Origin of the sequence: Calidifontibacillus oryziterrae (genome assembly GCF_000331575.1) — a bacterium.
In the GTDB taxonomy this organism is placed as follows: Bacteria; Bacillota; Bacilli; order Bacillales; family Bacillaceae_J; genus Calidifontibacillus_A; species Calidifontibacillus_A oryziterrae.
This window is the reverse complement of sequence record NZ_ANOK01000004.1, coordinates 128525-140789: the sequence shown is the minus strand read 5'-3', so window position 1 is coordinate 140789 and position 12265 is coordinate 128525. Positions and strand designations below refer to the sequence as shown.

The window sequence follows — 12265 nt, the reverse complement described above, 5'->3', positions numbered from 1 at the left end:
ATGTTTATTTTCGAAAACGCTCATCCTCACTTTACTGCACGCTTTAAATATAAAATAAATCGATTCATACTATGCTCAAAATCTAAATCTTTTTCACCTTTTTCCATCTTTTGTAACAGTGCTTCTAAATCAATATCACCTAATTCTTTTAAAGACTTCTTTAATTCCTTCATAATCTCATCGAATTCTTTAATAGAAAGCTTTTTGCCTTCAAGCCCAGCAGCTTTAATTCGTTTATCAAATTCCTTTTTTAAGCGCTCATCACTAAAGCTTATATAAACATCTTTACTCTTACCACCGCTACCCTCTACAACAAATTTTGTAGAGTATTTATTTGAAGTGGGTTTACTAGTAGAAATATTTATTTCATTTGTTGGTGAGCCCGTTTTATAGTCAACTTTAAACCGGTTAAATTCCTCAGCCTCAGCTGCCTGCTGCCTTCGTCTATTTGCACTTTCGATACTGCTATTCTTTTGCTGAATTGTATTACTTATACTATTCCAAATATCTGGCATAACTACTTCAAACGTATTTAGCATGTTTTCTTCCAATAACATCCTCGTATTATTAGGTGTCTGAGCTCCTTCTAACTCTGTAGAAAAGCTATTAAAAAGCCCAATCATCCATTCATTAAATCGCTTTGAAAAGTCTTCAATTTCATCATTTGTAATCACACTAACACTGTTGTTAATTTTTTGATATTCAGTTTCCAGGTAATTCGCAATTTCTTGCCCTAACGTATTTTCAAACTCACGATAAGCAATTAATGCTCCGTTAAAGGATCCGTTAACCTTTTCTCCGTTGTTATTATATTGTTGTATAGCAGCTTGCATATCTAGGTCCATATTACCTAAAATTTCTAGTGCCTGCTGGCTATAAGCTATTGCTTGTTCCTCTGTTAAAGATGAATCAGTCATTAACTGATTTACCAAATTATCATATTGTTGTTGGAACCATTCCAATTGCTCCTGATCAAGCTGCGCTATAAATTCTACATTAGTTAAATCACCTGGGGAAGCGTTATATGTATCAATAGCTGCATAACTATAATTTAGCCTTTCATCAACAAGTTCACCAATTCCCGAATACCAATTATTATAAACCTCTAACGGCGTTAAGGAAGCTGTAGAGGCTAAAAGATACGTTTCTTTTACAGAATTAATAGTATATGGCGCATACTCTTCCATGTCCATTTGTTCTGAGCCAGACAAATCTAGTATTGCTGCTTGATTAGAGGTGGTACTGGTTGTTGAACCAACAGATTTACTGCTAACTTTACTTTGGTTAGTAGATTGCTCATATTGATTAAGATTTGTAGTTTGATAACTTGAAAAAATACGCATTAGATTACAGTCCCTTCATAAAGAATAGCCGAACAACAATTCATCTATTCTTATTTTCGGTTAATCTGCAAAAACTTTAACTAACGTAACTGCCCTTCTTGCGTAGGTTTTACATTAACAATTTGCCAAAAAAACATAAATCCCTGCATTAAACAGGGATTTAAGACAATTTTTGATAAATTTTTTTAAAATTTTAATTGAAGCCTAGAAACGGTCACCTACTTCACTTCTTTTATTACTTTATGCTAGCAAGTGAACCATCCTCTTGCTTTAGCTTCAGATCAGCAATAATCTGATCGTAAGGGACCTGTAACCCGTTATAACCTTTTACAATTATGCCATTTTCATCGATCATGAATATTTTTGTACTATGAATGAATTGATCCGTTCCTTCCTCTGCTTCTGCTAACGTTTTAAATGCCTTTGCTATTTTTTTTATCTCCCCCTGTCTGTAACCCGTTAATAAGTGCCAATTAGTAAAATCCGCATCGAACTTACTTGCATACTCTTTTAACGCCTCCGGTGTATCCCTATCAGGATCTACGCTAAAGGATACGATTTGCACACTGACATTTTCATCTGCCATTGTTTGTTGGAGTTTAGCCATATTTGCAGTCATTGGAGGGCAAACCGTATAACAGTTAGTGAAGATAAAGTTTGCTAGCCATACTTGTCCCTCTAAATCTTCTTTACTTACCCTCTCGTTATCCTGATTGACGAAATTGAAATATGGCAACACCCAATCATAATCAGCCTGGAAATTCGATTGTGTTTCCTGCTGAATTTCTGACTGCGGGATTGATTGTGATTCAGATGGTGTTTCGGTCGATTGTGGGGCTAGACCACAAGCTGAAAGAAACAGCATAGCCACAACTACAAGTGAGTAAATTAATAATCCTTTCACGGTGTTTCCCCCTTCAGTGCAATGATCTTTTAATCCTTTATTACATGTACATCTGTATTTAAAACAAATTCATTGCTTCATCAACCGTACTTTTTATTCTTTGATTACCTGGACATCCATAAGCCCAACTGCTTCAACAACTAGATCATCAAATTCCTTTTTTGCCGCTAATGCCAATGCATCCTCATCTAAGTATGAGTGTTTCTCTTTTTCCTTTTCAACGATACTTTGTTTTATTTTTTCCGAGTTAATAATCGTGTAATATCGTTTCTCTTCATGTTTCCAATATTTATCCTCGCCATATGCTTTAATCTTTTCTTGAAAAATTGGTGAAGCTGCTAATTCCTTTTTTATATTTTCTAAACGTTTTTCAACTTCTTCAGCAGTTGCACTTACACCTTTTTCTACTGCTAAATAGTCTATCGCTTTTAACTGAATGATTTGTGTTATGATTGTTTCCTCTTTAGGACAAGTTTGATTCATAGTTGTATTTGCCAAAGCATTTTGCAATTCCGCCCGAAAGCATTCAAAATTTACTTCTTCCTCTGTAATTTCCTCACCTGCAATTGTTGCATATATTTTATTATTTTCAGGTAGGTCCTCCGAAATACTATTTTCATTAGAATTACCATTTTGTTTATTTTCAACTATATCATTATTTTGAGAACATCCAACACTAAGGAGAATTAGTAGGATAAACAATATATATTGGAAAGTTTTCATAATTTAATTTCCACCTTTATAATGAAACACTTTTTCATGATATCTTTTTTGTAATAGTTCCTGATAAATATCTTCTAGTGTAATCTCTTTCATTTCCATGTCCTTCAGTTCCTTAAATTTTTGGAGAGAATGGATCACAGCTAATTTTTCTTCATAATCACATGAGATAACATACCATCCTTTTTCATAGAAAAACGGCTGTTTGATCTCTTTCCTTATTGCTGCGCTGCTAACTGATTCGTCAAAAGCAGCGTAAATTTTTATTTTATTCGTTGCTCTACTTTTCAACTCTTGAATACTGCCTAATGCAACAATTTCACCATCACTCATGATACCGACACGATCCGCTAATTCTTCGACCTCACTTAATATATGTGAGGCAAAAATAACCGTTGTGCCTTCCTTGTTGAGCTGCTTTAAATTTTTTTTGAATTGAATTGCCCAATAAGGGTCTAAACCAGATGTTGGCTCATCAAGTATCAATAACTTCGACTTTGGTAAAAGTGTAATTGCAAACCCCATCCTTTGGGTCATACCTTTTGAAAAATCGCCGACCTTATCATTTTTATGGTCACCTAGTCCAACTAATTCAAGAACTTCATCTTCATTTTCCTCTGGTATTTTTTGCAGCTCCGCAAAAAAACGCAGTGTCTCCTTTGCAGTGAGATGTGGGAATAATTTCATAATTTCAGGTAAATAAGAAAATTGTTTTTTGGCTTCCTTTTGAAAAGGGGCCATTTTATTCCCATTTATCGTTATCTCACCGCTATTTGTTTGGATCAACCCTGTTAGCATTTTGATTAACGTGCTTTTCCCGGCACCATTGTGGCCAAGTAAAGCAAATATTTCACCTTCATTTATTTGTAAAGAAACATCTTTTACGACTTCTTTTTTTTCATATTTTTTACTTACATTAACAAACGTAACAATTGCCTCTGTCATTTAAGAACACTCCTCTTAAAAAAGAACACAGATAACAACAACGGAACAATGATCCATGCTACTATTCCTGTTAAAATAATGACCTCGCTAGATACATTGGTGATCATGCGTGTTAACTCAACAAGACTTGGTCCAAAGATTGTTTGACCACCCAATTTTACAATCGCTAATATTCTAATAGAATCAGCAGGATTTAATAAAATTGAGATTAATAGAAAAATTGCCATGGATGTTCCTTTAAAAAAGCTAGCAAAAGCCATGACAACTAGGTCGTAAATTAGTATGAAAAAAAACCACACTATCGTGCTCACAATAATTGCTGTAATTCTCTTACTTACTAAAACAGATATTAGGATTGATATACTTAGAAATGCTAACGAAAGAAGTGCTGATAATAACACAAAATACAGATATGCTTTTGCATCCACAACTGAAACCTTAAATGCAACAATCATACCCATTAATCCAAATCCAATCATAATTGAAAAAATTAGCGCCGTCGCAATTCCTAAATATTTCCCAATAATTAATTCCGTTGCACTAATAGGTTTTGATAACATAAGATTCATTGTACCTTGTTCTTTTTCACCAGAAATAGATGTTCCACCTAAAAGAAGTGTAATCATTGGAATTAAAAATAAAATTAAATTTAATAAACTAGCTGTTGTTTTATTAAAGCTTTCAAAGCCTAACCCACTACTTTTAAATATTCCTAAATAAATAATTGATAAAGATAGAAGCATAAAGATAGTCAAAAACGTATAAAACCAGCGATTTCGAATTGAATCTAGTATTTCTTTTTCAACGAGCACTTTAATAGTATGAAGGTTAGTTTTCATCATGGTTGCTCCGCTCTTTTTGGTTTTCCAAAATGTCCGCCCAGTTAACCTCTTCTCCATTCGACTCTGTCAAAAATTTTTCGAGATTTTCACGGCTGCCAAATGAGACATACCCGTAATTCATCGGCGTTTCTACATCAGTTGTTGCCACAAACATCGATTTATCAATTTCAATCCATTCATTCGTATAAAAATCTCTTGAAAACACAGCCCCATCCGGATTGTAATCATTTATATACATAGCCATACAACCGATATCATCAAACTTATATACTTTTCCATCACCGGTTACAATTTGCGCACCGAATTGATTATCCGGAACCATCATATAGCATACTTCACAAACATCGATTTCTTCATCTATCGCCTGCGGCATTATTTCACCTTCTTCACCACAAGCAGAAAGTAGAATAATCACTGCAAGCATTATAAAAATATGATAAATAGGGAGCTTTTGCATATTTCCTCACCTCAACCCCTAACATTTAATGGCTAAAACGTTTTGATAAATAGGTAATAAATGTAATACCTATTGCAGTAACCATAAGAGAAATAACGAATGTCATAATTCCAGCTACTTTACTAGGATAAATTTTCATATTCTTTACATAACTTGCAGAGTTGTTTTCCACTTTAAGTGGATAGGGATCAATAACTTCTGCCCGATCAATAACTGGAAACATTTTGTCAATTGCCTTCAACATCTTTGAAGTTGGGCTTTCCACAAATAACCGTAAATGTGGATACTTGTACATTAAAAATTCAAATGCGGAGCCTGAATGATATTCAGCATCGCCAATCCCATCTTTTTCAATATCAACTCCCGAATAATCACTCCAAAAGTTTCCTTCTCCATCTTTATACCATTTATCACGAATTTTCATTTCATTCACAGAAGCATGCTGAAGATTATCAATAAAACTATTTCCGTAAATTTCATCGTCCCAATTGCTTCCAAGAATTTCAATGCCGATATCATTTTGAACCACTGTATTATTTCGAATTATATTTCCTCTCGATAAATCAGAATAAATTCCAATCGAGTTTCGCATAAATAAATTATCTTCAACAATACTTTCCTCAGCTGTTTGAAAAAACATCCCAAACGCTCTGTAACCGCGATTATCCGCAAAAATATTTTTCTCTAGGCTTATAAACTTCGAAAACATGATTGCTGCACCAGATACATTGTTACTAAAATAGTTTTCCCGAAACGTATTATCGTTTGACCACATATAATGCAAGCCATAACGAACATCTGTAATTTTGTTATTCGTAACTTCAGTCTCATTTGCATGATCAAAGTACATGCCATCGCGAACATTTTTAATCACATTTCCGTTCACTTCGTTGCCGTTTGTATTAAAAAAGTGGATTCCATTTCCGCGTTCAGATAGCCTTTTGTCCTTCAAACCATATATCTCATTTCCAGTGATGATCGTATTGTTCCCGCTATCAATATAAACTCCAAACAATATATCCTCCATCACATTGTCCACTATTTGGGCATGATCAGCTTGATCAACTAAAATGGCGGCATCATTATTTAGGAAATTATGACCACTCGCTCTAATCTTAAAACCCTTTATTACAACGTCTGGGCTTTTAATTTCGATTACATGTTTCTTGTGGTCACCTTCAATAATTGCTTTATGTTTTTCAACCGATTGTAGTATGATTTGTTTATTTAACTCTAATTTTTCCTTATATAATCCTGGAAAAACTTTTATAATATCGCCATCACTTGCAGACGCAATTGCAGAAGTGATCGTTTGAAATGGTTTATTATCTCCTACCTCCAATTCCGCCGCATAACCGTAACCGTGGTATTGTAAAAAAAGAAGACATACAATACCAAAGATTAGGAAGGTTTTTTTGCCCATAATCGTTCACCCCATGTGCCCACAAAAACTGAAAAGGCACTAAGTACAAGGAAGTAAAAGCCAATTCGAAATGAACTAAAAGTTGTAAAGTTTGCAAGTTGATTTTGACCTATCACTGGTGGAACGAATGGATCTACATATATGGGTGCATCAGGGTCAAGCTCTGTCCCAAATGTGTGTAACCAATGATACATATCATAGACTCCTAATGCTCCACCTACCAAAAATAACAAACAAATTACATAGGCTAGCTTTCGACAACCTAAAATAGCGTCCAAAACAAGGAATGCTACTAAACCCCAAATAACATACGGGATATACTGTAGCTCAGGAAATCCTTCTTCACTTATTTCTTTCATTCCAATATAGTGGTTTAACGTATTTAATATATCGATTTCCCCACTTAGTTTATCGGGGTGAACAATGATAGATAAACCTTCGGGATACATCGTTGCCTTAAGGTCTAAACCCCACCACGGAAAAAAGGCTGAAATTCCTAATAAAATAGCTCCAGCCAATAATAATAGTCTACTTATGACTGATAATTTTTTTGCTGTTTTCATTATGGCGCCCCCGTTCAAAACTTCCTTATGGATAAAAGGGAGGAAAAATCCTCCCTTGTTCCTTATTGTTTTGGTTTAACTAATAGATAACCTTGCATTTCTTGGTGAAGCGCTGAGCAGAAGTTTGTACAGTAGTATGGGAATACTCCTGGTTTATCTGCTGTAAATTTAATCGTATTCGTTTGACCTGGTTGAACCTCGAAGTTAATATCGTACAAGTTGATACCAAATCCGTGAGTAATATCTTGGTCTAGGTCAATATTTGTTAAGTGAATAGTAACGTTGTCACCTTCATTAACTTGAATTTCATCAGGATAGAAGCGAGATCGTAGTGCCACGCCATAAACCGTAACATTGTTGCCATCTCTTTCAACTCTCACGTCTTCTTCAGACCAAACTGCAAGTGGGTTGCTTTCATCTTTTTCATAAATCTTAACTGGACTTAGTTTATCTGCTTTAACAATTTGTGCATAGTGTGGTTCAGGATCAATTGGGGCTTCATTGATTAGCTCCATTTGTTCACCGGAAATATCAATTAACTGCATGTTCTCTGGATGTGATGGCCCAACTGGAAGATGTCGGTCTTTCGCTAGCTTGTTGAGGGCAACAAAATATTTGCCATCTGGGCTAACTGTATCACCTTCTGCTGCTGTACCATGACCAGGGCTATAATGAACGGTTTCTTTATCAAGAACAGTCCATTCACCAAGCTTCCATTTTGCAACAGCACTTTCTACGAATAATGTTGTATAAGCATCACCATCAGGTCCAAATTGTGTATGAAGTGGTCCAAGTCCAACTTCTACTTCAGCTGCAACAACTGAATCATAGTTTACTACTGGGATCCCTCTTACTTCTTCTGTAAAGTCTTCTGCCTCAATAGCTTGTATGAATTTTTCAAAATCATAAGCTGTTATATTTGGAGATAGCTTACCGTTACCAATAAAATATTTACCGTCTGGAGAAACGTCTACACCATGTGGACTTTTTGCTGCCGCAACTAAATATACTATTCCCGGAACTTTAGCAGGATCAATAACCTTTTGTCCGTTTAATTCTTCAAATTTACCTTCTTCTATTGCTTTTTCAGCTGCCTTCCAGTTAATAGCAGTAATATAGTCAGTTTCATTTTTTGAAGCATTTACTTCAAGTAAATGTGTTGCTTCTTCTGAGTTATACGTTGTTAAAAATGCCCAACCATCAGAAGGTCCTTTCCCTGCATCTGATAAGTCATAGTTCCAAGGTGGAAGCTTCAATTGCCAAGCTGGTGTCATATGGCCAGTTTCTTGATCAACACTAATTGCTTGCAGGGCACCATCGTATGCTTCGCTATATTTATCAAGCGTTTGGTATGAACCATCCATCGGTGCTGAAAATCTTGTTCCCATCATAAAATACTCTGTATTTGGAGTTACAAATACTGCAGAGTGTGGTCCCATTATATTAGGAATTGGGCCAAGAATTTGCTCTGTATGAAATGTTTTTAAATTAACCATTGCCGCGCGGTTGTTTGCATTATCATTCACAAACAAAAATCTTCCATCATATTCACCATTTGTTTCACTCAAAGATGGGTGATGAACGTCACCCCATGTAAATCCACCCATAAGTTCTTTCGTGCGCTCATCATACCCATATCCTGTTGCTGAATCTGGTGAAAATACTGGGATTGTCCGAATTCTTCTCAATGAAGGCACCCCAATAACAAAAACTTGACCAGAGTGCCCACCGGAAGAGAACATATAATATTCATCGTGTTCTCCAGGTGGTACAAACGCTTTATTTTGTGCTGCAGAAATTTGTGTACTTGTCATTGTTGACTGTGACCCTTGATTGGATATACCTGGGATGAATATATTACCAGTAACCATCCCAACGATAATCCCAATGATCATCGGAACATACCATTTTCCAAACTTCATATTCGTTCCTCCTCGTTCGTTATTTCTCACCATAATCCTTTATTAAACTTAAGACTGCTTGCTTTTCATCATCATTAAGTGGTGTTTGACTAAAAACAGCAGACATCGTTCCTTCTGGTTCAGCCAAAAATTCTTCTAAACTTTTTCCAAACCGATTTTTTACATCATCATAAGCAATTGCCAAATCTGGCCCTGTTCCGTTCCCTTTAATCCCCAACGGACTCACATCATGACATTGAATACATCCTTTTTGGACTAAAATATTATCCTCATTTCCTGACGGATTCTCTGTTTCTTCACTTGCTATTTCGCTACTTGAGGATTGACCGGGTACTGTCTCTTCAACTGCTTGAGGCTGCTGCTCCGTTGTTGCAACTTGATCAGTATTATTAAATAAAAGTGAAACCATAAATCCAAGCACTACACCAATTACTAAAAAGATAATCCATCGCAACACATTATTCACTGACTCCCCTCCTCTCTATATTTCTCTTAAACTTTTGAACTAATGGCCTGATTACTGATAACAAAGCCATTCCTATAAAAAAACGATGCTGCGTAAAAATTGCACACTTTCTGCACAATTTCTTCACACATTAAACGTACATCTAAATTTATTCACGGAAACGTAACCACGGTTACGGTTTTTGTCGTAATTTGTTAATAAAGTGTGAAAAAAATGTTAAAAAAACATAAAAAAAGTGTGACTAATCTCATGGAATAAGTTAAATCACACAAGAATTCAGCTAATATATTATTTATAGAGACATAATAAAAATAGTAAATAAATTAAAATTATTGATACACACAAATCGAGGTGAATTCTTTGATTTAAAACGTAGGGGCCTTAAATGAGAGGATAATAGGAGTGAGTTCATTGGCCAAATTTGACCTTCAAGCGATTAAACAACTTTCTGAAATGTTAACATTATCGCATAATTGTACATGCGTCCTTCAAGAACTATTAATTTCAATTGTAGAGAAAGCTGATATTGATTTAGCAGTCATTTTTTTAAAAGACGAAAATGGTGAAACATTTGTCTTATCATGTAGTCATAAGGACCGCTTCCAACAGTACAAAAACTTTTTTAAGTCAGAACAATTTTCAACCTTTTTTTCTAGTAATCCTAAGGACCTAACAATTAAATTCAATTTGCAACAAGCACAAAAATATCAAGACTATTATATTTACGGTATTCCTTTACCACCGTTATATGATTTAAACACAAAATGTACACTTGTACTAATCGATAAAAATGATGAATTATTTTCGGAAGAGGATTTTTACTGGTTACAAATTATTACGAATCAAATCGGTTTATCAATAGAAAACGAATTAATAAAAGAAAACACAAAAAAGTTATCCTATAGTTCTTTTATGATTCTTGACAGCCTAACCGAAGGTGTCATGATTGTAAATAATCAAGATATTATTTTTTGGAATCAAAAACTTAATAGTTTAATTGATTCCAAACAGTCGTGGAAAAATCATAATGTAAATCAATTTCTTAATTATATTAAGGCTCATTCTAAGGACATGTTAAACATTCAACTTGCAATCGATACATTACAAAATAATTTTATTAAACATTATCACTTTTTCGTTGAAACAAAGTCGAATAAAATTTTGCGAATTAAAAAATATCCTTTAGAAAAAACACAAACTTCATTAAAAACGTGGGGCATTATCGTTAGTGATTTCACCCAGTATAAAGAATCCGATAAACTTAAGGATGATTTAATAGCTACTGTAAGCCATGAGCTTCGCACCCCTTTAACAAGTATTAAAGGAAATGCTAGCGCATTATTAAGAAAGGATATCATTTGGCCAGAAGAAGATAAAATTTTATTTTTGCAAGATATTTATGAAGAATCAGACCATTTAAATGATTTAATAGGTAAACTATTAGATTTTTCAAAGATCAATGCCGGGGCTTTACGTATTGACCCAACAGTCCAGACCGTTCAAAACTTTGTCCGGAATCTTAAAGAGCAACTTTTTAAGCGATATAAAGAAAAGTTTCAGCAAATTTCTATTCATATGTTTGCAAAAGAAGAGCGTTTTGAAATCGACGAACAGAGAATTATTCAAGTATTTTTTAATTTAATTGACAATGCTTTAAAGCATAATTCCTCAAATATATTAATTGAAATTTCTATTCAAAATGCAAATCATCATATCCAATTTACGGTAAAAGATAACGGTATTGGTATTCCTAAGGAAAATTTAGGTAAAATCTTTGAAAAATTTTACCAAAAGGATCAAAACGATAAAACAGTTGGTTTTGGACTAGGATTAGCAATCTGCAAAGGTTTTATTTCCGTTCACAATGGTGAAATTTGGGTTGAAAGCTACGAAGGACGAGGAAGTAGCTTTCATTTTACTATACCGATAGTAGGAAGGTGAAAGGGAAATGCCAGAATCGATATTAGTTGTTGAGGATGATCATAAAATCATGAGGTTTATTCGAGCAAATTTGATTGCTAGTAATTATACCGTGTTTTCGGCACATGACGGTGTAGAAGCTTTAAATTTGTATGAAAAACATCTTCCTGACTTAATATTAATGGATTTAATGCTTCCGAAATTGACTGGTCTTCAATGTGTTGAAAAGATCAGACAATATTCAAATGTTCCAATTATTATCCTTACAGCAAAAGGATCATCTCAGGATGTTATTCAAGGTCTCGAATTAGGAGCAGATGACTATATTGTAAAGCCCTTTGATATTAACGAGCTGATTGCAAGAATAAAAGCTGTGCTAAGAAGAAGTAATAGTGAAGTTACAGTTGTAGAACCAACGATTAACATTGGTTCCTTATATATTCACTTAAATAATTATAAAGTACTTTTTAATAATGAAAAAATTTCACTAACTCCGACAGAGTTTAATTTATTAGTAGAACTCGCGAAGAACCCAGAATGTGTTTTAACCCACGAGCATTTATTAAGTCATATTTGGGGCCAGGATTATATTAATGAAACTCACTATTTAAGAGTTTGTATTGCGAGATTACGAAAAAAAATACCAATTAATGAAGATGAAAAAGGATTTATCCAAACGATTCCAACAGTAGGCTATAAGATGATCGGGTAAGAAATTTTCCAACTAAATAAAAAAAGAGTACGAAACTAAGGGGGGCGA

12 protein-coding genes are annotated in these 12265 nt (G+C 34.3%); 2 read left to right on the top strand and 10 right to left on the bottom strand.

The features are described from left to right. Positions 1–26 precede the first annotated feature (26 nt). The 10 genes from D612_RS0103945 to D612_RS0103900 all read right to left on the bottom strand — a co-directional run bounded on the left by D612_RS0103945 (position 27) and on the right by D612_RS0103900 (position 9585). The gene (locus D612_RS0103945; RefSeq protein WP_017754187.1) at positions 27–1343 is read right to left on the bottom strand and encodes a hypothetical protein; all 1317 of its coding nucleotides are present in this window, start codon (positions 1341–1343) and stop codon (positions 27–29) included. A 235-nt stretch (positions 1344–1578) separates the two neighbouring features. Beyond that, positions 1579–2247, bottom strand: a complete 669-nt coding sequence (locus tag D612_RS0103940) for an SCO family protein (RefSeq protein ID WP_017754186.1) — start codon at positions 2245–2247, stop codon at positions 1579–1581. Positions 2248–2340: 93 nt separating this feature from the next. Beyond that, entirely contained in the window at positions 2341–2970 is a 630-nt protein-coding gene (locus D612_RS0103935) for a hypothetical protein (RefSeq protein ID WP_017754185.1), read from the bottom strand. Positions 2971–2973: 3 nt separating this feature from the next. After that, positions 2974–3912: an ABC transporter ATP-binding protein gene (locus D612_RS0103930; RefSeq protein WP_017754184.1), complete on the bottom strand. Its 939-nt coding sequence runs from the start codon at positions 3910–3912 to the stop codon at positions 2974–2976. After that, entirely contained in the window at positions 3909–4751 is an 843-nt protein-coding gene (locus D612_RS0103925; RefSeq protein WP_017754183.1) for an ABC transporter permease, read from the bottom strand. Before D612_RS0103925 ends, D612_RS0103930 begins: the two co-directional genes overlap by 4 nt. Then, a complete protein-coding gene (locus tag D612_RS0103920; protein ID WP_017754182.1) occupies positions 4741–5211 on the bottom strand; it encodes a nitrous oxide reductase accessory protein NosL in 471 nt (156 codons plus the stop codon). The genes D612_RS0103925 and D612_RS0103920 overlap by 11 nt, the downstream gene beginning before the upstream one ends. A 25-nt stretch (positions 5212–5236) precedes the next feature. After that, on the bottom strand, positions 5237–6634 hold the full coding sequence (gene nosD, locus D612_RS0103915) for a nitrous oxide reductase family maturation protein NosD (protein WP_017754181.1): 1398 nt from the start codon (positions 6632–6634) through the stop codon (positions 5237–5239). Continuing rightward, positions 6613–7197: a hypothetical protein gene (locus D612_RS0103910; protein ID WP_017754180.1), complete on the bottom strand. Its 585-nt coding sequence runs from the start codon at positions 7195–7197 to the stop codon at positions 6613–6615. The genes nosD and D612_RS0103910 overlap by 22 nt, the downstream gene beginning before the upstream one ends. A gap of 62 nt (positions 7198–7259) precedes the next feature. After that, a complete protein-coding gene (nosZ, locus tag D612_RS0103905; protein ID WP_017754179.1) occupies positions 7260–9119 on the bottom strand; it encodes a Sec-dependent nitrous-oxide reductase in 1860 nt (619 codons plus the stop codon). 19 nt (positions 9120–9138) lie between these two features. Continuing rightward, positions 9139–9585: a hypothetical protein gene (locus D612_RS0103900; RefSeq protein ID WP_017754178.1), complete on the bottom strand. Its 447-nt coding sequence runs from the start codon at positions 9583–9585 to the stop codon at positions 9139–9141. A gap of 411 nt (positions 9586–9996) precedes the next feature. Between D612_RS0103900 and D612_RS0103895 the strand changes: the two genes are divergently transcribed. Next, positions 9997–11526, top strand: a complete 1530-nt coding sequence (locus D612_RS0103895) for a sensor histidine kinase (protein WP_017754177.1) — start codon at positions 9997–9999, stop codon at positions 11524–11526. 7 nt (positions 11527–11533) lie between these two features. After that, positions 11534–12217 (top strand): response regulator transcription factor, encoded by a 684-nt coding sequence (locus tag D612_RS0103890; RefSeq protein ID WP_017754176.1) that lies wholly within the window; start codon positions 11534–11536, stop codon positions 12215–12217. The last annotated feature ends 48 nt before the right edge of the window (positions 12218–12265 follow it).

Bases quoted from the DNA above. Each gene is read 5' to 3' on its own strand.
- D612_RS0103945 (WP_017754187.1), bottom strand. From the start codon at position 1,343: ATGCGTATTTTTTCAAGTTATCAAACTACAAATCTTAATCAATATGAG.
- D612_RS0103935 (WP_017754185.1), bottom strand. From the start codon at position 2,970: ATGAAAACTTTCCAATATATATTGTTTATCCTACTAATTCTCCTTAGT.
- D612_RS0103930 (WP_017754184.1), bottom strand. From the start codon at position 3,912: ATGACAGAGGCAATTGTTACGTTTGTTAATGTAAGTAAAAAATATGAA.
- D612_RS0103925 (WP_017754183.1), bottom strand. From the start codon at position 4,751: ATGAAAACTAACCTTCATACTATTAAAGTGCTCGTTGAAAAAGAAATA.
- D612_RS0103920 (WP_017754182.1), bottom strand. From the start codon at position 5,211: ATGCAAAAGCTCCCTATTTATCATATTTTTATAATGCTTGCAGTGATT.
- nosD (WP_017754181.1), bottom strand. From the start codon at position 6,634: ATGGGCAAAAAAACCTTCCTAATCTTTGGTATTGTATGTCTTCTTTTT.
- D612_RS0103910 (WP_017754180.1), bottom strand. From the start codon at position 7,197: ATGAAAACAGCAAAAAAATTATCAGTCATAAGTAGACTATTATTATTG.
- nosZ (WP_017754179.1), bottom strand. From the start codon at position 9,119: ATGAAGTTTGGAAAATGGTATGTTCCGATGATCATTGGGATTATCGTT.
- D612_RS0103890 (WP_017754176.1), top strand. From the start codon at position 11,534: ATGCCAGAATCGATATTAGTTGTTGAGGATGATCATAAAATCATGAGG.